The 21,114-nt window shown below is 66.1% G+C and carries 16 protein-coding genes and 3 pseudogenes; 9 read left to right on the plus strand and 10 right to left on the minus strand.

Annotated elements, in window-relative coordinates; translation table 11 throughout:
- A pseudogene (locus A8G08_RS05600) lies at positions 1 to 348 on the minus strand (hypothetical protein); the annotation flags it as partial.
- A 291-nt stretch (positions 349 to 639) separates the two neighbouring features.
- Here A8G08_RS05600 and rpsA point away from each other — a divergent pair.
- Together rpsA and aztD are read left to right on the plus strand one after the other, a co-directional pair.
- The gene (rpsA, locus tag A8G08_RS05605) at positions 640 to 2,109 is read left to right on the plus strand and encodes a 30S ribosomal protein S1 (RefSeq protein ID WP_068271287.1); all 1,470 of its coding nucleotides are present in this window, start codon (positions 640 to 642) and stop codon (positions 2,107 to 2,109) included.
- Positions 2,110 to 2,238: 129 nt separating this feature from the next.
- Positions 2,239 to 3,462 carry a zinc metallochaperone AztD gene (gene aztD / locus A8G08_RS05610; protein WP_068271288.1) on the plus strand — a complete coding sequence of 408 codons (1,224 nt, stop codon included), beginning with the start codon at positions 2,239 to 2,241 and terminating at the stop codon, positions 3,460 to 3,462.
- A gap of 16 nt (positions 3,463 to 3,478) precedes the next feature.
- Here aztD and A8G08_RS05615 read toward each other — a convergent pair whose 3' ends face one another.
- The gene (locus tag A8G08_RS05615; protein ID WP_068271291.1) at positions 3,479 to 3,709 is read right to left on the minus strand and encodes a hypothetical protein; all 231 of its coding nucleotides are present in this window, start codon (positions 3,707 to 3,709) and stop codon (positions 3,479 to 3,481) included.
- Between the two features lie 112 nt (positions 3,710 to 3,821).
- Here A8G08_RS05615 and coaE point away from each other — a divergent pair, with 112 nt between their 5' ends.
- Positions 3,822 to 5,021 (plus strand): dephospho-CoA kinase, encoded by a 1,200-nt coding sequence (gene coaE, locus A8G08_RS05620; RefSeq protein ID WP_068271294.1) that lies wholly within the window; start codon positions 3,822 to 3,824, stop codon positions 5,019 to 5,021.
- On the opposite strand, the gene A8G08_RS05625 is transcribed toward coaE, so the two are convergent.
- Positions 5,008 to 5,526: a ribonuclease FAU-1 family protein gene (locus tag A8G08_RS05625; protein ID WP_068271298.1), complete on the minus strand. Its 519-nt coding sequence runs from the start codon at positions 5,524 to 5,526 to the stop codon at positions 5,008 to 5,010. The two genes, coaE and A8G08_RS05625, sit on opposite strands and share 14 nt — an antisense overlap.
- Before the next feature lie 76 nt (positions 5,527 to 5,602).
- Here A8G08_RS05625 and uvrB point away from each other — a divergent pair, with 76 nt between their 5' ends.
- The 3 genes from uvrB (at position 5,603) to A8G08_RS05640 (ending at position 10,090) form a co-directional block, all read left to right on the plus strand.
- Positions 5,603 to 7,762, plus strand: a complete 2,160-nt coding sequence (uvrB, locus tag A8G08_RS05630) for an excinuclease ABC subunit UvrB (protein ID WP_068271390.1) — start codon at positions 5,603 to 5,605, stop codon at positions 7,760 to 7,762.
- A 104-nt stretch (positions 7,763 to 7,866) separates the two neighbouring features.
- Positions 7,867 to 9,399, plus strand: a complete 1,533-nt coding sequence (locus A8G08_RS05635) for an acyl-CoA synthetase (RefSeq protein WP_068271299.1) — start codon at positions 7,867 to 7,869, stop codon at positions 9,397 to 9,399.
- A gap of 241 nt (positions 9,400 to 9,640) precedes the next feature.
- Positions 9,641 to 10,090 (plus strand): universal stress protein, encoded by a 450-nt coding sequence (locus tag A8G08_RS05640; protein WP_068271300.1) that lies wholly within the window; start codon positions 9,641 to 9,643, stop codon positions 10,088 to 10,090.
- 51 nt (positions 10,091 to 10,141) lie between these two features.
- Here A8G08_RS05640 and A8G08_RS05645 read toward each other — a convergent pair whose 3' ends face one another.
- The 4 genes from A8G08_RS05645 to A8G08_RS05660 form a co-directional block, all read right to left on the minus strand.
- On the minus strand, positions 10,142 to 12,466 hold the full coding sequence (locus A8G08_RS05645) for a HelD family protein (protein WP_068271393.1): 2,325 nt from the start codon (positions 12,464 to 12,466) through the stop codon (positions 10,142 to 10,144).
- A gap of 113 nt (positions 12,467 to 12,579) precedes the next feature.
- On the minus strand, positions 12,580 to 13,563 hold the full coding sequence (locus A8G08_RS05650) for a DoxX family protein (protein WP_068271303.1): 984 nt from the start codon (positions 13,561 to 13,563) through the stop codon (positions 12,580 to 12,582).
- Positions 13,564 to 13,641: 78 nt separating this feature from the next.
- Complete coding sequence (locus tag A8G08_RS05655; RefSeq protein ID WP_068271306.1) at positions 13,642 to 15,222, minus strand: Na+/H+ antiporter; 1,581 nt, start codon at positions 15,220 to 15,222, stop codon at positions 13,642 to 13,644.
- Between the two features lie 21 nt (positions 15,223 to 15,243).
- Positions 15,244 to 15,426, minus strand: coding sequence for a nucleoside triphosphate pyrophosphohydrolase (locus A8G08_RS05660; protein ID WP_068271309.1), 183 nt, complete (start codon positions 15,424 to 15,426; stop codon positions 15,244 to 15,246).
- Between the two features lie 331 nt (positions 15,427 to 15,757).
- Between A8G08_RS05660 and A8G08_RS05665 the strand changes: the two genes are divergently transcribed.
- Positions 15,758 to 17,170, plus strand: coding sequence for an amidase (locus tag A8G08_RS05665; protein ID WP_245672678.1), 1,413 nt, complete (start codon positions 15,758 to 15,760; stop codon positions 17,168 to 17,170).
- A 28-nt stretch (positions 17,171 to 17,198) separates the two neighbouring features.
- Here the strand turns inward: A8G08_RS05665 and A8G08_RS26545 are convergent.
- The 3 genes and pseudogenes from A8G08_RS26545 to A8G08_RS05680 form a co-directional block, all read right to left on the minus strand.
- A pseudogene (locus tag A8G08_RS26545) lies at positions 17,199 to 17,701 on the minus strand (NAD(P)-dependent oxidoreductase); the annotation flags it as partial.
- A pseudogene (locus A8G08_RS27920) lies at positions 17,690 to 17,914 on the minus strand (enolase C-terminal domain-like protein); the annotation flags it as partial. The pseudogenes A8G08_RS27920 and A8G08_RS26545, both read right to left, overlap by 12 nt.
- Before the next feature lie 152 nt (positions 17,915 to 18,066).
- On the minus strand, positions 18,067 to 18,495 hold the full coding sequence (locus tag A8G08_RS05680) for a DoxX family protein (protein WP_068271313.1): 429 nt from the start codon (positions 18,493 to 18,495) through the stop codon (positions 18,067 to 18,069).
- Between the two features lie 184 nt (positions 18,496 to 18,679).
- Between A8G08_RS05680 and A8G08_RS05685 the strand changes: the two genes are divergently transcribed.
- Both A8G08_RS05685 and A8G08_RS05690 read left to right on the plus strand, forming a co-directional pair.
- A complete protein-coding gene (locus tag A8G08_RS05685) occupies positions 18,680 to 19,975 on the plus strand; it encodes a type I glutamate--ammonia ligase (RefSeq protein ID WP_342669635.1) in 1,296 nt (431 codons plus the stop codon).
- Positions 19,975 to 21,114 carry an amidohydrolase family protein gene (locus tag A8G08_RS05690; RefSeq protein WP_068271316.1) on the plus strand — a complete coding sequence of 380 codons (1,140 nt, stop codon included), beginning with the start codon at positions 19,975 to 19,977 and terminating at the stop codon, positions 21,112 to 21,114. The genes A8G08_RS05685 and A8G08_RS05690 overlap by 1 nt, the downstream gene beginning before the upstream one ends.

Genomic DNA, 21,114 nt, shown 5'->3' on the forward strand with positions numbered 1-21,114 from the left:
GAGAATGCGTTTGCCGGCGACCTCGCCGAGCAGCTGCACGTCACCTTCGTGCAAAGCCTCCGGGCACCAGATGAACTCGCCATGTTCCGAGTCGACACCGAGGAACGCGGCGTGCTCGCGGTGGTATTCGTCCGCGTCGGCGTCCCACCAGAGCCGGTTTGCGCGTGCGCTGGCGAGCGAGTCGACCCGGGTGCGGCCTACCGATACGGTGCCGAGGCTCGCCTCGGTTCCGGTCGCGAGGCTCGGGTGAATCCCGCCTTCGGAGCCTGCCTCGGCTTCGTCTGCGACACGCGCCTCGGTGTTATTTTCGCGGCTCGCCGCAGTGGTTGTCGGTCGATCCTCGGACATGCGGCATACAGTAGTGCGGCGGCCTCGGCCGCTTACCGCACCGATGTTTCTGCAGCGGTGCGGTGTCGGTTTGCCCAGCTCGATGGGGTTCACGTACCCTGATTTGGCGGTGTATTTTGCGCTGCCCGCATCCTCGGGCCGCGTCGAATCGTCCGTCGGAGCCACCCGGTTCCGCGGGGGTCACCGTGCAACACCCGTACGGATGCCGTTGACGCAGGTTAACGGCGTGCGTGCTATGTCCGACCGAACGTCCACCTACCGACCTACAACTTGTCCGGAGCAACTCAACACATGCCCTCTTCTACAGTCACCTCGCCGCAGGTAGCCATCAACGACATTGGCTCCGCCGAGGACTTCCTCGCCGCCATCGATAAGACCATCAAGTACTTCAACGATGGCGACATCGTGGAAGGAACCATCGTCAAGGTCGACCGCGACGAGGTTCTGCTCGACATCGGTTACAAGACCGAAGGTGTCATCCCGTCTCGGGAACTCTCCATCAAGCACGACGTCGACCCCAACGAGGTCGTTTCCGTGGGCGATGAGGTCGAAGCCCTGGTCCTCACCAAGGAGGACAAGGAAGGCCGCCTGATCCTGTCGAAGAAGCGTGCTCAGTACGAGCGCGCTTGGGGCACCATCGAGGAGCTCAAGGAAAAGGACGAGGCCGTCAAGGGCACCGTCATCGAGGTCGTCAAGGGCGGCCTGATCCTCGACATCGGCCTGCGCGGCTTCCTGCCGGCTTCCCTCGTTGAGATGCGCCGTGTCCGCGATCTGCAGCCGTACGTCGGCAAGGAGATCGAGGCCAAGATCATCGAGCTCGACAAGAACCGCAACAACGTGGTTCTGTCGCGTCGCGCGTGGCTCGAGCAGACCCAGTCCGAGGTCCGCAGCGAGTTCCTGCACCAGCTGCAGAAGGGCCAGGTCCGCAAGGGCGTCGTGTCCTCGATCGTCAACTTCGGTGCGTTCGTCGATCTCGGCGGCGTCGACGGTCTGGTGCACGTTTCCGAGCTCTCCTGGAAGCACATCGACCACCCGAGCGAGGTCGTTCAGGTTGGCGACGAGGTCACCGTCGAGGTCCTCGATGTCGACATGGACCGCGAGCGCGTGTCGCTGTCGCTGAAGGCGACCCAGGAAGACCCGTGGCGTCAGTTCGCCCGCACCCACGCGATCGGTCAGATCGTGCCGGGCAAGGTCACCAAGCTGGTTCCGTTCGGCGCGTTCGTTCGCGTCGAGGAGGGCATCGAGGGCCTGGTGCACATCTCCGAGCTGGCCGAGCGCCACGTCGAGGTGCCGGACCAGGTTGTGGCCGTTGGCGACGACGCGATGGTCAAGGTCATCGACATCGACCTCGAGCGTCGCCGCATCTCGCTGAGCCTCAAGCAGGCCAACGAGGACTACCACGCCGAGTTCGACCCGTCGAAGTACGGCATGGCCGACAGCTACGACGACCAGGGGAACTACATCTTCCCCGAGGGCTTCGATCCCGAGACCAACGAATGGCTCGAGGGCTTCGAGAAGCAGCGTGACGAGTGGGAGTCGCGCTACGCCGAGGCGGAGCGTCGTCACAAGATGCACACCGCTCAGATGGAGAAGATGGCCGCCGACGAGGCCGCCGAGGCGACCGCCGCGGCGAACTACTCCTCGGGTGGCGGCGACGGCGAGGGCGCAGGCCCGAGCCGTACGTCCGAGTCGGCCGGTGGCTCCTTGGCCAGCGATGCCCAGCTTGCCGCGCTTCGCGAGAAGCTGTCGGGCAACGCCTGATTCGCAGCCCCCAGGGCACTGACAGAAACTCCCCGGTTCCATCGGAACCGGGGAGTTTCTGCATCTGCGGAGCGAATCGTCATCGCTTCGTTTTGACAATGATTTTCATTATCGTGTTGGATCGGAGGTATGCGACTTCCTGGCAGGTTCCCGATCCTTTTCGTAGCGTTGCCAATCGCGCTGACCGCGTGCGGCTCCACCGATGCGTCCGAGCCGACTCCCGCGACCACGACGGCGGCGGCGCCGGTCGAGCAGGGCGCCGCTACGCCGCGACTCGCGCTCAGCTACGACGGGGGCGTGCTCGTCGTCGATGCGGCATCGCTCGAACCGGTGGCCGACATTCCCGTCGACGGGTTCATCCGGCTCAACTCGGCAGACGATGGCAGGCACGTCTTCGTCTCCGAGTCGAGCGGCTTCCGGGTGCTGGACTTGGGTACTTGGACCAGGGGACACGGCGACCACGGGCACTACTACACAGCGACTCCGCAGCTCACCGACACGCGGTTCGGCGGAAGCGAACCGGGCCATGTGGTGCCGCACGACGAGAGGATCACGCTGTTCAGCGACGGCACCGGCCAAGTCGATGTCGTGAAACCTGCCGATCTGGCGCGTGGTGACACGAACGCGGCGAGTTTCACCGTGCCCCAACCACATCACGGTGTCGCGGTGTACCGCGCGGACGGCACCGTCGTCGTTTCGGTCGGCGACGAGCAGACACGAAACGGCATCGCGATCCTCGACGCCAACCAGACCGAGATCGCGAGCACGACGGCCTGCCCGGGTGTCCACGGCGAGGCTGCCGCGGTTGGCGGGGCGCTCACGTTCGGCTGCGAGGACGGAATACTTGTCGTGCGTGGCAACGACATTCGCAAGATTGCCAGTCCCGACTCTTACGGCCGGATCGGCAATCAGGCCGGCCACGACGACTCGCCGATTGTCCTGGGGGACTACAAGACCGATGCGGAGGCCGAACTCGAACGGCCCAACCGGTTCAGCCTGACGGACACCAGCACGGGGACAGTGCGGATTATTCCGTTCCCGGCGAGTTACAGCTTTCGTTCACTCGAACGTGGACCCCGCGGCGAAGCGGTGATTCTCGGGACCGATGGTGCCCTGTATGTCTACGATCCGATCGGCGGCAATCAGATCGCTCGACACCCGGTGATCGATGCCTGGACCGAACCCGACGAATGGCAGTCACCGATGCCGAACGTCCACGTTCAGGACGGTGTTGCATACGTTGCGGATCCCGTGGCACGGACGCTGACGGCTGTCGATCTCGGCACGGGTGAGCAGCGCACGAAGAAAGACATGCCACACACGACGATCGAACTAACCGGTGTCAGCGGCTGATCGAGTGCGCGGAAGTTCAGGAAGTGGCCGGAGCCGGAATCCAGTGCGGCGAGGTCGACGACACGTAGCGCTTGCGGAAGGCCGCGAGGCTGTGTCGGGCGGGTCGCACCAGCGCGGTGAACCAGTTGCGGTGGTGGACCGCTAGTGCGGCAGCGACGGCGGGAAACTGGAGGCAGTGCACAGTGCCGGGCACGTCGACTCGGTGTCGGCCGATATGGCGGGCGTTGCGCCGAGTTGTGCTTCGCATCCGAGTTCCTTAGCTCGATCGTGGACGCCTAGAACGTAACCGACTCGCCGGTCAGTTGAGCGGATTTGGCACCTGCGCGCTATTCGGCGTGTTGGGGTGCGAGACTGGCCCGGTGTTGAGAATCGGCCTCACAGGAGGCATGGGCGCCGGGAAATCGACGGTTGCTGCAGCGCTCGCCGAGCGCGGCGCGGTCATCGTGGATGCCGACCGGATTGCGCGCGAGGTCGTGGAGCCGGGCACGCCCGGGCTCGCGGCCCTCGTCGAGGCTTTCGGTGAAGACATCCTGCAGACCGATGGCAGCCTCGACCGGCAGGCACTGGCGAACAAGGCCTTCGCCGACGATGAGGCGCGCAAGACGCTCAATTCGATCACCCATCCGCTGGTCGGTACGCGCGTGATGGAGCTGATCGAACAGGCGCCAGCGGATTCCGTTCTGGTACAGGACATTCCGCTGCTCGTCGAGAACGGCATGGGCCCGGTGTTCAAGCTGGTCATCGTGGTCGGTGTGGACGTCGAGGAGCGGGTTCGCCGACTCGTCGCCTACCGCAACATTGCCGAGGACGACGCGCGCGCCCGGATCGCAGCGCAGGCCACGGATGAGCAGCGGCGTGCTGCGGCCGACGTGTGGCTGGACAATAGCGGTCCGCAGGAAGCGGTCGAGGCCGAGGTGGCGAAGCTGTGGGAGGACCGCCTCGCACCGTTCGAACGCAATGTGCGTGAACGCCGTACCGCGCCGATCCGCAACGTGTTGGTGCCGCACGATCCCGAGTGGGCGGGGCAGGCCGCGCGGATGATCGAGCGGCTGCGTCTCACATGTGGTGACTTCGCGATCCGGGTCGACCACGTCGGCTCGACCTCGGTTCCGGGTATCAGTTCGCGCGATTCGCTCGACATCCTGATCAGCGTCAAGGACCTGCAGACCGCCGACGCGCTCGCCGAACCGTTGGCCGAGGCCGGTTTCCCGGGGGTCGAGTCGGTGACGTCCGAGGCGCCGAAACCGGCGTACGGCGTTGGTGGCGAGGCCGATCCGGCGCTCTGGGTCGAGCGGGTGCACGGCAGCGCCGATCCCGGGCGGCCGGCCCGGATTCACCTGCGGGTGGATGGTTGGCCCGGACAGCGCTTCGCATTGCTGCTGCGCGACTGGCTGCGCGCCAACCCCGACGAGCGTGCAATTTTCCAGGCAGCGAAGCATCGCGCTCGCGCGGACGCCGAGGTGGCCTACGATCAGGCGCTCGCGCCGTGGTTCGACGGCGCCTACACCCGCAGCGAGGACTGGGCACAGCGCACCGGGTGGGACATCAGCGCCAGCTGATCGGCATTCCAACCGAGGCCAGCCACGCACCGAGGTCGTACCGGTTTCGCGCCAGTCCGTCGAGCGCGCGCACCGCATTGTCGACGGCCAGCGTCGATTCAGCTGTGGTCAGGAGACCTGCCGCGCGGGCATCGAAGAGTTCGTCGACATCGATCAGCTCGGCATCGCGTCCGGTGCGAATCACGATGTCGAGGTAGTGATCCACCGACGTCCACTGTGTCTCACCGGACCGGAAGATCCCCACGTCGAGGTAGTGGTCCTGGTCGCGGGCGTGCTCCGCGACGAAGTGGAAGATCGAGGCACGCAATCCCAAGTCGGGCAGCAGCCACGATTCGAGGTAATGGAACTTGGCGTGGTCGGAGCTGCGCGCCATGTAGAGACCCCACGGCTCGACTCGGTACTCGTCGACCCGGCGCACAAAGCCCTTCGGATCGGTGTTGGTCATCGCGGCCAGATCGAAGACTTCGACCTTGGGCCGGTGGACCGGGTTCTCGGCGGGCGCCATGCGAGACAAGGTACAGCTGGGACCGGGCGCAGCCGGACGTCCGGACGGTGTCGGTGAGTCGTCCTACCCTGGTGCCATGGCCTTTGCGACCGAGTACCCGCCGGATGCCCCTCGCGCTCACTCCGAGTTCCGGCCGGTGGGCGAAATCGAGCGCTCCGAGGCTCGATTCGAGGTGGTCAGCGAGCATCAGCCGGCCGGCGACCAGCCCGAGGCGATCAATGCTCTGCAGCGGCGTCTCGAAGCGGGGGAGAAGGACATCGTCCTGCTCGGTGCGACCGGTACCGGTAAGTCTGCGACGACTGCCTGGCTGATCGAGCGCGTTCAGCGGCCCACCCTGGTGATGGCACCGAACAAGACGCTTGCTGCCCAGTTGGCCAACGAGTTGCGGGAGATGTTGCCCAACAACTCGGTCGAGTACTTCGTCTCGTATTACGACTACTACCAACCAGAGGCGTACATCGCGCAGACCGATACGTATATCGAGAAGGACAGCTCGATCAACGATGACGTCGAGCGACTCCGGCACGCCGCGACGTCGAACCTGCTGTCGCGTCGAGACGTCGTGGTGGTCGCGTCGGTTTCCTGCATCTACGGCCTCGGCACGCCGCAGTCGTACCTTGATCGCTCGGTGCAGCTCGAAGTCGGCGTCGACGTCGATCGGGACGCACTCCTGCGGCTGCTCGTCGACGTGCAGTACACCCGCAACGACCTCTCGTTCACCCGGGGATCGTTCCGCGTGCGCGGCGACACCGTCGAGATCATCCCCTCTTACGAGGAGCTCGCGGTACGGATCGAGTTCTTCGGCGACGAGATCGAGGCGCTGTACTACCTGCACCCGCTCACCGGTGAAGTCGTGCGCCAGGTCGACGCACTGCGCATCTTCCCGGCCACGCACTACGTCGCGGGTCCGGAGCGAATGGAACGCGCGGTACGCGATATCGAGGCCGAACTCGAGCAGCGGCTGTCCGACCTGGAGAACCAGGGCAAGCTCCTCGAGGCGCAGCGCCTCCGGATGCGGACCCAGTACGACCTCGAGATGATCCGCCAGGTCGGATTCTGTTCGGGCATCGAGAACTACTCGCGTCATATCGACGGCCGCGAAGCCGGGTCCGCGCCGGCCACGCTGATCGACTACTTCCCAGACGACTTTCTGCTCGTGATCGATGAGTCGCATGTGACGGTGCCGCAGATCGGCGGTATGTACGAGGGCGATATGTCGCGCAAGCGGAACCTGGTCGAGTACGGGTTCCGGCTGCCGAGCGCCGTCGACAACCGCCCACTCACGTGGGAGGAGTTCGCGGACCGGATCGGCCAGACGGTGTACCTGTCGGCCACGCCGGGGCCGTACGAACTCGGGCAGGCCGGCGGCGAGTTCGTCGAGCAGGTGATCCGGCCGACCGGCCTGGTCGATCCGCAGGTTGTCGTAAAGCCCACCAAGGGACAGATCGACGATCTCGTACACGAGATTCGGGAACGCGCGGAACGCGACGAGCGGGTGCTCGTCACCACGCTGACCAAGAAGATGGCCGAAGACCTCACCGACTACCTTCTCGGACTCGGCATCCGGGTGCGGTATCTGCACTCCGAGATCGACACCCTGCGCCGGGTCGAGCTGCTGCGTCAGCTGCGCCTCGGCGAGTACGACGTGCTCGTCGGCATCAACCTCTTGCGTGAGGGTCTCGACCTTCCGGAGGTCTCGCTCGTCGCGATTCTCGACGCCGATAAGGAAGGCTTCCTGCGCAGCAGCACGAGCCTGATCCAGACCATTGGCCGCGCGGCGCGAAACGTGTCCGGCGAGGTCCACATGTACGCGGACAAGATGACCGACTCGATGCGGCACGCCATCGACGAGACCGAGCGCAGGCGCGAGAAGCAGGTCGCCTACAACAAGGCAAACGGTATCGACCCGAAACCGTTGCGCAAGAAGATCGCCGACATTCTCGACCAGGTCTATCGGGAGGCCGAGGACGTCGCTGTGGGCGGCTCGGGTCGCAACGCGAGTCGCGGCCGCCGGGCCCAGGGCGAGCCCGGCAAGGCGGTCAGCGCCGGGGTGTACGAGGGCCGGGACGTGAAGTCGATGCCACGGGCGGAACTCGCGGACCTGGTCAAGGAACTCACCGACCAGATGATGAACGCGGCACGCGATCTCCAATTCGAGCTCGCCGGGCGATTGCGCGACGAGATCGCCGACCTCAAGAAAGAATTGCGTGGGATGGACGCCGCCGGAGTCAAGTGAATCAATATCATGGATGGCCTTGCGATAGTCGGACGTCCTTGCAATTGATCGCGCTGCGCCGGTAGAAATAGCTGACATCCATCGTTGAGTGAGAGGTATCCCACGTGTATCCAGGGACTTGGGCGGCGAAGACTCCTAACAAACCGGCGATGGTCATGGCCGGTTCGGGCGCCACTCTGACCTATGCCGAACTCGACGAGCGGAGCATCCGCCTCTCGCGGTATCTGCATGACCAGGGTTTGCGCAAGGGCGACGTGGTCGCACTGCTGTCGAACAACCGCCTCGAAACCTACGAGGTGTACTGGACCGCACTGCGTTCCGGTCTCTACATCACGGCGGTCAACCACAACCTCGCTCCGGCCGAGGCGGCCTACATCGTCTCCGACTGCGGCGCCAAGGCTCTGATCGTCTCCGGCGAGAAGCGTGAACTCGTCGAAGGAATGACCGACATCGACGCCTCGATCCGGCTCGCCTTCGGCGGTGAGGTCGCAGGGTACGGCGACTACGAAGCGGCACTTGCCGGCGCGTCTGCAGAGCCGCTGCCCGAGCAGCCGCATGGTGAGGACCTGCTGTACTCCTCGGGTACGACCGGGCGCCCCAAGGGCATCAAGCTGCCGCTGCCCGAGTTCGCCGTCGACGAGCCCGGCTACCCGTACGTGATGATCTTCGGCGGCCTCTACGGCTTCGATACCGACACCGTCTACCTCTCGCCCGCGCCGGTGTATCACGCTGCGCCCCTGCGCTTCGGCGGCGTCGTACACGCGCTCGGCGGCACGCTGGTGATGATGGAGCACTTCGATGCCGAGGCTGCGCTCGCGGCGATCGCCAAGTACGGCGTCACGCACACCCAGATGGTGCCGACCATGTTCATCCGCATGCTCAAGCTGCCGGACGAGCAGCGTGACAAGTACGACGTGTCGTCGCTTCGGTGCGTCGTGCACGCCGCGGCGCCGTGTCCGGTCGAGGTCAAGCAGCGGATGATCGACTGGTTCGGGCCGATCGTGCACGAGTACTACGCGAGCACCGAGGCGAACGGCGCCACCTTCATCGATGCCGAGCGCTGGCTCACCCACCCGGGCAGCGTCGGCACCGCACTGCTCGGCGTGATCAAGGTCTGTGACGAGGACGGCAACCTGCTGCCGGCAGGCGAGATCGGCACGATCTACTTCGAGCGCGAAGACAAGGGTTTCGAATACCACAACGACCCGGCGAAGTCTGCGTCCACGCGTCATCCGGAGCACGAAAACTGGACTACCGTGGGCGATCTCGGTTACGTGGACGAAGAGGGCTACCTCTACCTCACCGATCGCAAGGCATTCATGATCATCTCCGGCGGGGTGAACATCTACCCGCAGGAGGTCGAGGACCTGTTCAGCCTGCACCCGAAGGTGCTCGACATCGCGGTGCTCGGCCTGCCGGACGAGGACATGGGCGAGCGCGTCGTTGCGGTCGTGCAGGTCGGCCCGGGCGTCGAGTCCGGCCCCGAACTGGCCGAGGAACTGCGTGGCTACGCCCGCGAGCGGATCGCGCACTACAAGGTGCCGCGGGAGTTCCACTTTGCCGAGCAGCTTCCGCGCACGCCGACGGGAAAGCTGGTCAAGGGGAAGCTTCGCGACGAGTTGATCGCGGATCGCTGAGACCAGCGAAAACGCGACCGGGCAGCCGAATGGTTCGCCACGGTCCGGGTGGGTGCGTCGACGTGATCTGCTCGCCCGGACCGGCGCAATATGCATTGCATCCCAAATCTGTCTCGGCGGCCGCACGGACCGCTAGGGTGCAGCAAGACCGACAGCGAGTTTCCGACCGGAATCCTCTCGGGTTCCGGTCTCCGGTCAGCGCCGCGTGGCGTCGACCGTCGAACGTGTGGGAGGGATCGTAATGAGCGCGTACCGGACCATTGTCGTTGGAACCGATGGATCCGAATCGTCCTACCGAGCCGTTGAAAAGGCGGCCTCGTTGGCGCAGGACGAGTCGGCGCAACTTGTCATCGCGTGCGCCTACTACCCGACCGACGAGAAGGATCTCGGCTCCGCTTCCGATGTGCTGAAGGGCGACGCCTACCAGGTGCACGGCTCGGCGCCGACCGACGAAATCCTGCGGAGCGCACGCGAGAAGGCGAAAGCAGCCGGCGCGGCGAACATTGTCGAGCGGTCGATCGTGGGTGCGCCCGTCGATTCGCTGCTCGCGCTGCTCGCCGAGGTTGACGGCGACCTGCTCGTCATCGGCAACAAGGGCTTGAACTCGCTTGCGGGACGTCTACTCGGCTCGGTGCCGTCGGATGCCGCGCGCAAGGCGAGGGTCGACGTCCTTATCGTTCACACGGTTTAGGCAGATCTGCGGCGGCCGGAGGTATTCCGGCCGCCGCGGGTGTGCTCGTCCTCAGCCGAGGATGCGCGCGTCGGGGCTGGGAACTTCGGTCCGCTCGTCCAGTGCGTTGAGCACCTCGGGCAGCGGTGCCGAGTGCAGCACCCCGAGGCGCTGCGTGGCTCGAGTCAGCGCGACGTAGAGATCGTTCATGCCGCGGGGTGATTCGGCGAGAATCCGGTGCGGTTCGGCAATGAAGACCGCGTCGAACTCCAGGCCCTTCACGTCGTGGACGGTGGCGACCTTGACCCGTTCCGTGGCGAGGTGCTCTAGCATCTCGACGAGTTCGGCCGGCACGATCATCGCGACCGTGCCCGGGCCGGTTTCCCCGGCCACGCATCGCTTCGCGACGGTCTCCAATTCTTCGGCCGCAACTGCGAGTGACCATGGCACCCAACCGGATTCGCGTACCGACCGCGGCTCGGTGGCCTCCGGATCGATTGCCCGCAGCACGTCGTGTGCCACCGCCATGATTTCTGCCGGCGTGCGGTAATTGACGGTCAGTTCGGTCAGCTTCCAGCGCTGCGCAACGTAGGGCTCGAGAACCGTGCGCCACGAGGATGCGCCCGCCGGATCCCCGGTCTGTGCGACATCGCCGACCGCGGTGACCCAGCGATTCGGAATGCGGCGCATGACCATTCGCCAGGCCATCTCCGAAAGCTCCTGTGCCTCATCGACGATGACATGCCCGTAGGTCCAGCTACGATCACCAGCCGCGCGTTCCGCGGTGGTCATCTGGCTGCGCACGTCCTGGCGCTCGGCGAGTTGACTGGCGTCGATGAGGTCGTAGGCCATCAGGATCTCGGGATCGAGCTCGTCCTCGAGATCCTGTGGCGCAGAGCCGGTCAGGATATCCAGCGCGCCTTGGGCGTCCTCGATCTGCGACCGCCAGCGCCTCCGGGCCCGTTCGCGGTCCGCGGTGTCGTCGATGCCGAGTAGCTCGGCGAGTTCGTCGAGCAACGGTGCGTCGGCGGGGGAAAATCCGCGGGTGCCCGGATCGCGCAGCAGTGCGGCGCGCTCCTCGGCGGTCAAACCCGCTGCGGCCACGGCGAGCCGGTCCGGGTTGGTGAGCAGGCCGATCAGCACCTGTTGCGGTGTGAGCTCGGGCCACAACGCGCCGATCGCGCGCTGCACTCCGGAGTCGTGGCGAAGCTCTTCGCGGATGTCCGCGATATCTTCCTTGCTGAGCAGGTTCGCCCCGCCCACCACGTTCGCGCCGAGCGTCTCGACGACCTGCTCGGTGAGCGCCTCGACGACAGCCGAAACGAATATCGGCCTGGCCAGGTTGTGCGGCCGGCGCGACGATCGTGCCCGTCCACGGGCGCGCGTGACGGACTTGCGGTCCAGCGTCACGGTGTAGGAGTCGAAGGTCAGCGTCACGGGCTGCTCGGGCAACTTCTGCAGGTCGCGAATGGCGTGCTTGAGCACCTCGAGAATCCGTAGTGAGCCCTTGATCTCGCCTGCGCGCAGGGTGTCGGTCAGTTCGGCGCGCACACCGGGGTACAGGTCGCCGATGGTGGAGAGCAGCACGCCGGTCTCACCAAGAGACGGCAGCACCTGGCCGATGTAGTCGAGGAAGGTCTTGTTCGGCCCGACGATCAGCACGCCGGCCTTCGCGAGCTGCTGTCGGTACGTGTACAGCAGGTACGCCGCCCGGTGCAGCGCAACCGCGGTCTTGCCCGTACCGGGTCCACCCTGCACGACCAACACGCTCTTGTGCTCGGAGCGGATGATCGAGTCCTGCTCGCTCTGGATCGTCTCGACGATGTCGTTCATGTGCCCGGTGCGCGCCGCATTCAGGGCTGTGAGCAGGGCACTTTCCGCTCCGACACCGCCGCTGGCGAGGATCGCGTCCTCGGCTTGCGCGGTATCGAGGTCGAGGTACTCGTCATTGACCGCCGTCACCCGCCGATTCCTGGTGCGGATATGCCTGCGTCGGGTGACGCCGTCCGGCGCGGCGGTGGTCGCGAGGTAGAACGGCCGGGCCATCGGTGCACGCCAGTCGAGTAGCAGGGTCTCGAAGTCGTTTTCCTCGTCGAGAATGCCGATGCGGCCGACGTAGCGCGATTCCTCGCCGTCGATGTCGATTCTGCCGAAGCACAGCCCGTTCTCTGCCGCGTCGTACTTCGCGAGATCCTCGGCGTACATCTGCGAGAACGATTCGCGTTCCGACCGTGCCTGCGGCGTTCCGCCGGTTTCGAGCAGCACCTTGTTCAGCCGCGCGTTCGCGTAGGCGCGCATGGCGTCGAGTCGCTCGTAGAGCGTGGTCACATGGCGTTGTTCGTTCTCGATTTGCCGGGACGAACGCGATGCGTCCTGCTCAGGGACGTCTCCGGGCAACAAGACTCCTCGGATTTCTCTCGGAAAAAGGCTCAACGGAGTCTAGTGCTGTTTCCGGAGATGTGCCGAAGTGCCAGTTCAGCGTCACACGAAAGGCCTGTCCGAGTGATCGGTTAGACGCGCAGCTTCGCGGCGCGTGCACGCGTCCGTTCCGCGATCTCGGTCGCCAGCTCTGTTGCGCGGTCCACCGAGCCGTTGCTGAGTTCGGGAGCGCGGTCCCGGACACGTTCGACCAGCTCAGGCGCTTGCTCACGGAGGCGTTCCGCCAGTTCCGTTGCTCGGTCGCGTGCGGTCTCGGCGAGTTCCGGGCTCCGATCACGTACGCGTTCGGCCAGGTCGGCGGCGCGATCTCGGGCCACCTCGGCCAGCTTCGGGCCGCGATCGCGTGCGACTTCGGCGAGTTCCGAGGCGCGGTCCCGAGCCGTCTCGGCGAGTTCCGGTCCGTGCTCGCGGGCGAGGTCTGCGAGTTCGCTGCCGCGCTCTGCGGCCACATGGGCCAACTCTCCGCCCCGCTGAGCTGCTACTTCGCTCAAAACCTCGGCAGCGTCGCGGGCCTTTTCGCCGGCCACGCGTGCACCGTGTCCGAGGTGGACGGCCGCGGAAGCCCCGGTCGCGCCGGCTGCGCCGAGAGGTAGTGCAGCCGACATCTTCCGAGCGGCGCGCCTACCGCGCCACCCAAGCGAAGGTTTGCCCTCGGTGTCGACGGCAGCGATCATCACGCCGCCGAGCAGGCTCAGGTTCTTGACGAACTCGGCGCGCTTGCGCGCCTTCGCTGCGGCGTGGGTCTCGTTCCAGAAATCCTGCTCGGTCACGGTCGTGGGGAGCACGGTCGCGGCGAGCGCGAGCGACGCAATCCTGGGCGCCTTGCCGAACGCGAGCAGCACACCGCTGCCGACCTGAACGGCTCCATTGATGCGCACGAGCGTTACCGGATCGGTCGGCACCTTGTCGGTGACCTCCTTGGGCAGGCTCTCCTCGCCCTTCTGGACGAGTGGTTCGGCCGCGCTCGCTCGACCCTGAGGGTTACGCAGCGCGTCGATACCGCCGACGACGAATGTCGCAGCGAGCAGCGGGCGAGCAATACGACGGATCAACATCCGGACAACCTCCTGATGTGTACGAACACGGCACAATGCGATTACCCGGGCGAGGTGTGTCGAAACCCCGGCCGCAAGCTAGCGCGGACTGTGCACGTCGAGATGGTGCAGGACGCGGTCGACGACTTCCGGATCGACGCCCGGCTGGTTCCGCTTGGCGAGCACGGCGGCGCGTGCCGCCGACATCATCTCGACGTTTACCCGCCGGAACGCATTGAGCCGCTCGATACGTTTGGCGATCGCTTCCCTGCGTTCCTCGTCGGCGACATCGGGGCTGATCCGCACCCCGAGATCGACTGCGCGGCGCAGCAGTCGATCGAGCACCTCGTCCGAGAGTTCCTCGGTGGCCGCGATCTCCTCGACCCGTTTCCGTGCCGCGGTCGCCGCGGCGTGCGCGAGTTCGTGCTCGAGATCCCGCTCCGCTGCGGTGTCGGCGCTCACGCCGAGCACCCGGATCAGCCAGGGCAGCGTCAATCCTTGCAGCACAAGGGTTGTCATGACGACGGTGAACGCGATGAAGATGATGATGTCGCGTTGCGGAAAGGGACCGCCGCCGTCGACAGTGAGCGGAATCGCCAGTGCCAGCGCTACGGAAGCCACGCCGCGCATGCCGGCCCACCAGACAACGACGGTTTCCCGAACGGAGCCCGGTACCTCAGCCTCCCGGTCCCACGGGGTGTGCCGCGCGACCCATGCGGCCGGCATCAACCATGCGAAGCGAACGACTATTACCACGCCGGTGATCGCCAATCCCCAGCTCAGTGCATCGCCGAGATTCCCCGACTCGGACCGCACGACGTTCGTCAACTCCAACCCGACAAGCCCGAATGCGACGCCGGTGACCAGCGTGTCGATGACCTGCCAGAACGCCGCACCCGTCAGCCGGCCCTCGATGTCGTCGGCGTCCGCGCCGCTCTCGGCCAGGTACAACGCCGTCACCAGCACCGCGAGGACGCCGGAGCCCGAGTAGTGATCGGCGATCGCGTAGCTCGCGAATGGGAGCAGCAGGCTCATGCCGACGCGCAGGGTGGCATCGCCTAGTAGTCGCATCATGCGAGCGCCGAACCATCCGATGGCGAGGCCGACGATGAGGGCGACGACTGCCGAGACGGCGAAATCCCGGATGGCGGTGCCGCGTGTGTAGTGGCCGCTGACCGCGGCCGCGATTGCGATGTTGTACAACACGATTGCCGTCACATCGTTGAACAGACCCTCACCCTCGAGGATCGAGACCATGCGTCGCGGCAGGCTGAGTGACCCCGCGACCGCGCTCACCGCGACCGGATCCGGCGGCGCGACCAGAGCGCCGAGAACCACCGCGGCGGCGATGGGTAGGCCCGGAACAAGCGCATTCGCCACCGCCGCCACCGCTGCGGTCGTCGCAAACACCAAGGCGACGGCAAGCAAAAAGATTGGTTTCCAGTTCGACGCGAACTGCCGCCAGGACGTTCGCTGCACCGCGGCATAGAGCAGCGGGGGGAGTACCAGCGGCAGGATGTAATCGGGATTCACCTTGACGTCGGGCACGAACGGCAGCAGCGCGAGCACCACACCGAGCACGGTGACGAGAATCGGCGAGGGCAGCCCGAGCCGTTCGCCGAGTGGCACCGTCACCAACGCGCCGAACATCAGTGCAAACAACAGCACGAACTGTTCCATCGGTTCTCCTGCCCTGCGGGGTCAGTGCAGCCAGATCCGGTCGTCGAATCCGCCGCGGGTGCGGCGCTTCGACGCGGCCGCCTCCTCGACAAGCTTGTCCAGAAGGGCGGCCAGGAAGGCGTGCGAGCTGAGTGTGCGGGTGGCCGGCGTTCGCCCATCCGCACGGATCAGGTCCGGTATGCCATCTCGTACCAGTTTGCCCATCGAATCTCTCCCGAGCCGAGGCCGACGTTGGCCGTTCTGGCTGACAGGTCCGCAGCGGCGGTTCGATCCGGTAGGGCACGACGGCACACCCCGGCGAAACGCGTTGCGGCGGGCACCCTTCCGGAAAGGATCGAAGCGTGTCGGTGGCGAGGACGGCATCGACACGAGGCAGGCGCTGCACACTACAACGACGCTAACCATCGGGGGCTCGCCATGGGCGAATTCCGCCCGATGTCGGTAGTTTGACGCGGTGGACGCTACGCCGGAATCGGACCCGCTTGCCGTTGGCAGGTCGTGCCGCACCCGGATTCCGCCGACGAAGGGGATCTGCGTGTCCGAACACCTGCCGAGTGACCTTGTCGACTGGACCGCGAGCGATCTGGTCGCCGCCTACCGCCGCCGCGACGTGTCGCCGGTCGAGACGACCGAGTCGGTTTTCGAACGTATCGGCAAGGTCGATCCGGTGCTCAACGCGTTCGTCCGCACCGATGCCGAAGCCGCGCTCGCGCAGGCGCGCGAGTCGGAGCGGCGCTGGCGCGCCGGCCGCCCCGTCAGTCCGCTCGACGGTGTGCCCGTGTCCATCAAGGATCTCCTGCTCGCCAGCGGCTGGCCGACGCTACGCGGATCAAAAACCGTTGATCCTGACCAGGATTGGGACGTCGACTCGCCACCGGTCGCACGGTTGCGTGAGGCGGGCGCCGTGCTGATCGGCAAGACGACGACGCCGGAATTCGGTTGGAAGGCCGTGACCGAGAGCCCGCTCAGTGGTATCACTCGCAATCCGTGGAACCCCGCGCACACGCCGGGTGGGTCGAGCGGCGGAGCCGCGGCGGCGGTGGCGTCGGGGATGGGCCCGCTCGCGGTCGGCACCGACGGTGGCGGCTCGATTCGCATCCCGGCTGGATTTTGCGGACTCGTCGGATTCAAGCCGACCTTTGGCACCGTGCCGATCTATCCGCCGGGCGCATTCGGCACCCTTTTCCATGCCGGACCGCTGGCGCGGACCGTGCGCGATGCCGCGTTGTTACTCGACGTCATCAGCGGATTCGATTCCCGCGACTGGTCCGCGCTGGCCACTCCGACTCGTCCGTTCCGGTTCGCGTTGGACACGCCGCTTACCGGGCTGCGGATCGCCTTCAGCGCCGACTTCGGCTACGCCGCCGTGGATGCCGAGGTTGCCGCTCTCGTGGCAGCGGCGGTCGAGGTGCTGGCGGGGCTCGGCGCCGAGGTAGTTGCCGAGGATCCCGGCTTCGACAATCCGCTCGAAGCGTTTCATTGCCTGTGGCTCGCCGGCGCGGCGAAGGCCACCGATCATCTCGACGACGAGCAGCGTGGTGAGCTCGACCCCGAGTTCGCGGAGGCGTGCGATCGGGGTCGCGAAATCAGTGCCGCGGACTACCTCGAGGCGACCGCCCGTCGCATGGACCTCGGCGTGTGGATGGGCGCCTTCCATGAGCGCTACGACCTGCTCGTCACGCCGACGGTGCCGCTGCCGGCGTTCGAGGCGGGACAGAACACACCGCCCGATGCACCTGCGCGCCGGTCGACCGGCTGGACGCCGTTCAGTTTTCCGTTCAACCTCACCCAGCAGCCCGCGATTACCGTGCCGTGTGGCTTTACGACGGCGGGTCTTCCGGTCGGATTGCAGATCGTCGGGCCTCGGCATGCCGACGTGCGGGTGCTGAACGCGGCCAAGGCACACGAGGACGCCACGAGCTGGTGGAGGAGCCGGCCCGCGGTCTGACGAATCCCACGGACTTCCAGCGCGGTCGCGCGACGAGGTTGCGCAGTGGCTCACCCCGGTCGAGGCGGCCGATGTTGTCGGCGATGTCGTGCACCCGCCCGATAAACGTGTCCTGCGTGATTCCCGAGGAGTGCGGGGTCATCAGCACGTTCGACAGGTCGCTGAACGGGTACGCGCGCGGCGCGGCGCGGCGCGGCGCGGCCGTCGTCGCCGGGGTAGGAGTACCAGACATCGATGGCGGCGCCGCCTAGGACGCCCCGCGCAGCGCCTCGTACAGCGCGCGTTCATCGACCAGTGGCCCACGCCCCACGTTGATCAGGACGCCATCGGGTCCCAGCGCTGCCAATTGGTCCGCGCCGATCATGTGGCGCGTCGCATCAGCACCGCCGTGGCGACGACATACTCTGCGATCGAATCTTCGTGATGAAAGGTATTGGCCACCAACGTGTCCGGCGCGAGATCGGCGAATGCGATCTTGTCCGTCCCCGCTCCAGCGGCGTGCACCAGCCGCAGTTTCGGCATGTTCGTCGCCGTAGGCAACCCGGTGGCGCACTTGAACTCGCTCATCACCTCACGGCCGGAGAAGCCGCCCTCGGGGCCGACCGGGTCCTCGGAGTAGGCGAGCACATCGCGCAACCCGCAGCACGTCTCGATCGCCTCGCTCAGAAAGCCAACCACCGTTGGTGTCCAACGTGATTCGTGCCTCGGGAAACGCTCGGCCAGGGCGGTGACGGCTGCGGCCTCTCCGGGGGCGTCCAAGTCAAGTATCGGGCCGACCGATATCAACCCTGAATCGTTACTGGTCAGGGGAGCTACCGGATCGGTTCCGGGAAGCGCAACAATTTGCACACCAAACAGCGGGCGCCCTCGATGAGCGCCCGCTGTCGTGGCAGGTCCTACCGGTACAGCTGGGCAAACAGCTCGCGCACCCGCGTGTCGCGCAGCCACAGCGCGGCCCAGACTGCGATCCCGACATAGATCGGGAAGAGCACCGTGCTCACGACCGGCTTGTCGGCGACCATGTTCACGGCCACCGCGCCGCCGAAGTATCCGGTCAGCAGGATTGCGCCGAGAACGGCGGTGCGCGGGACCGCGTACAGCGCGAGGCAGGCCAGCATCACGACCCCGATCACCGGTCCGTACTGCGTGCCCAGGCCGAGTTCGGCGAAGGATTCACGCACCGGGTCGATGAGCGCGATATGCGTGACTGCATCGAGGGTGAGAAAGGCGCCGAGCAGGCCACCGAGGATGCGGCCCGCGCGACGGCTGCGTGCCGAGATGGTGACGAAGGGGGAAGCGGTCTGGGTGGCGATCGTCGCGGTCATGAGGTTCTCCCTGCGTTTGTGTGCGCCGTTTTCGGCCTTGTCACTAACGCGTCGAACGACACCCCGCCGTTTTCGACAGATCGCCCGAAGATTTTTTTCGATCATTGCGACAGGGATGCCTCGCGCACGTGCATCGCCGCAGCATCATGAGGACATGGACCGCGAGTCGCTAAGCTCCGTCGGGGTGCGATCCGTCATCGGGACAACCGTCAACGCGGCCGGGGTGACGCTGGCGAAGAGCGTTCCGGTGGCACGCGCGGAGGCGTTCGAGGTCACCGGCATGGGGGCCTCACCGGTGTGGCACGTGTTCTGCATCGATCGCGCGATCGCGTTCACCGACCCGATCACCGCGGTGGGGGATATGCGGCTTCGGATCGATGGCGAGGCACTCCGCGATATCGGCGGCGGACTGGCCTGGGCGCCGGCGAGCTACTACAGCCAGGACGGCGAGCCGGAACCGGCGTGTACACGGCACCTGCTGTCCGATATGCAGCGTCGTCTCGCCGACGACGGACTCGTCGCGCAGGTTGGACACGAACTCGAATTCGTTCTGGTGGCACTGGACGGGCATCCCCTCGAGACTCCTGGTTGGACGCCGTACGGCGCCGGAGCTTTGCTGCAGCGAGAGCGTTTCCTCGCCGACCTGGTCGATGCCACGAATGCCGCCGGGCTGCCGCTCGAGCAGATACATGCCGAGTACGGCCGCGATCAGTACGAGATTTCGCTGCCGCGGGCCGAGCCTCTCGCTTCGGCAGACGGCGTAGTTCTCGCCAAATTGATCATCGGCCGAATCGCCCGGTCGTACGGCCTGCTGCCATCGTTTTCGCCCTTGCCGTTTGCTGGTGGTGTCGGGAATGGCGCACACCAACATCTTTCGCTCTATCGAGGAGATCTCCCGATCTTCGAAGGCGGGTCGGGACCGCACGACCTGACCGGTGACGGCGGCGCGGCCATCGGCGGCCTGCTCGCCTTGCTGCCGCAGATTCAGGCTTTGCTGTGCGGGTCGATCCTGTCGGGGGCGCGGCTCGGGCCGGGCATGTGGTCGGGCGTGCACCTGTGCTGGGGCCTGGAAAACCGCGAAGCCGCAGTCCGATTGGTGCGCGGAGGTGCAGACAACCCGGCGGGCGCGAATATCGAGATCAAGGTGATCGACCCGTCGGCCAACGTCTATATCGCGACAGCCGCGCTGCTAGCCGCAGCGGATTACGGGATCCGTACCGGGGCTGCGCTGCCGGACGAGGTGCCGGATGACCCGTCCAAACTCTCGGCGGCCCAGCTTCGAGGACGCGGAATCTCCCTGTTGCCCAAGGACGCCGACGCGGTGCTGTCCGCGCTGGATGGCTCGCCGCTCGTGCGCGAGATGATCGGAAACGCGGTGGTCGATGCCGTCGTCGCGACCCGTCGCCATGAGCAGACAACCTTCACCGATCGGGAGCCCGGCGGGCTTGCGGAGTTGTTCCGGCTGTCCTGGACGATCTGATGGCGGCGGATCTCGACGAGTTCATCGACCAACTCGCGCTCGTGGATCACCATGTGCACGGAGCGTTCCGCGATGATGGCGCCGAGTCCCGGTTCCAGAACTCCTTGAACGAGGGAAACAGCGAGTCGCTGATCGATCCGTCCACGGGGTACAACTCGCAGCTTGCCTTCGCGTTACGGCGTTGGTGCGCACCTCTGCTCGACCTTCCGGTTCATGTTGCGGCACAAGATTATTGGCGGCGCCGCAGCGAAATCGGCGAAGCGGAAATCGCCCGCAGGATGTTGACCCACGCCGGTGTGTCGGAGTGGTTGGTGGACACGGGATTTCGTACCGACGACTTCCTGAGTCCGGCGGAAATGGCTCGGCTCTCGGGTGGGTCAGCGCGAGAGATCGTGCGGGTCGAGACGGTGGCGGAACAGCTCATCACGACCATCGGCAATCCGAACGACTACGCCGATGCGTTCCGAAATCTGCTGTCCGAAAGAACTGTTGATGCCATCGGGACCAAGTCGGTCATCGCCTACCGCGCCGGGTTCGACCTCGATCTGTCCCGGCCGAGTGACACCGAGGTCGCGACAGCGGCGGCCCACTGGTGCGACGAGCAATCGGCTGGAGGGACCGCGCGCCTGGCCGACCCGACACTGCTACGCTTCGGCCTGCACGCCGCCGTCGATCTCGGCCTGCCGCTGCAGCTGCATGTCGGGCTCGGGGACAGGGATCTCGACCTGCGTGCGGTCAACCCGTTGCACTTGATCGAGTTCCTACGTGCGCACGAGGAAACTGGGGTGCCGATCCTCCTGCTGCACTGCTATCCGTACGAACGCGAGGCGGGATACCTTGCCCAGGCGTTCGAGACCGTGCACATGGACGTCGGTCTTGCCGTTAATCACCTTGGTGTACAGAGCATTCCGCTCATCGCCCGGTCGCTCGAACTCGCGCCGTTCGGCAAGCTGCTGTACGCCTCGGACGCCATCGGCCCAGCCGAGCTGCATTACCTGGGTGCTGCGCTGTGGCGACGTGGCATGCGCGAGACGCTCGGCGGCTGGGTCGATGCCGGTGACTGGTCGGCACCGGATGCTCGGCGGGTCGTGCAGATGATCGGTCGCGACAACGCCCGCCGCGTCTACCGGCTGGGCTGA

The sequence above is a fragment of the Aldersonia kunmingensis genome (genome assembly GCF_001646865.1).
Lineage (GTDB): Bacteria > Actinomycetota > Actinomycetes > Mycobacteriales > Mycobacteriaceae > Aldersonia > Aldersonia kunmingensis.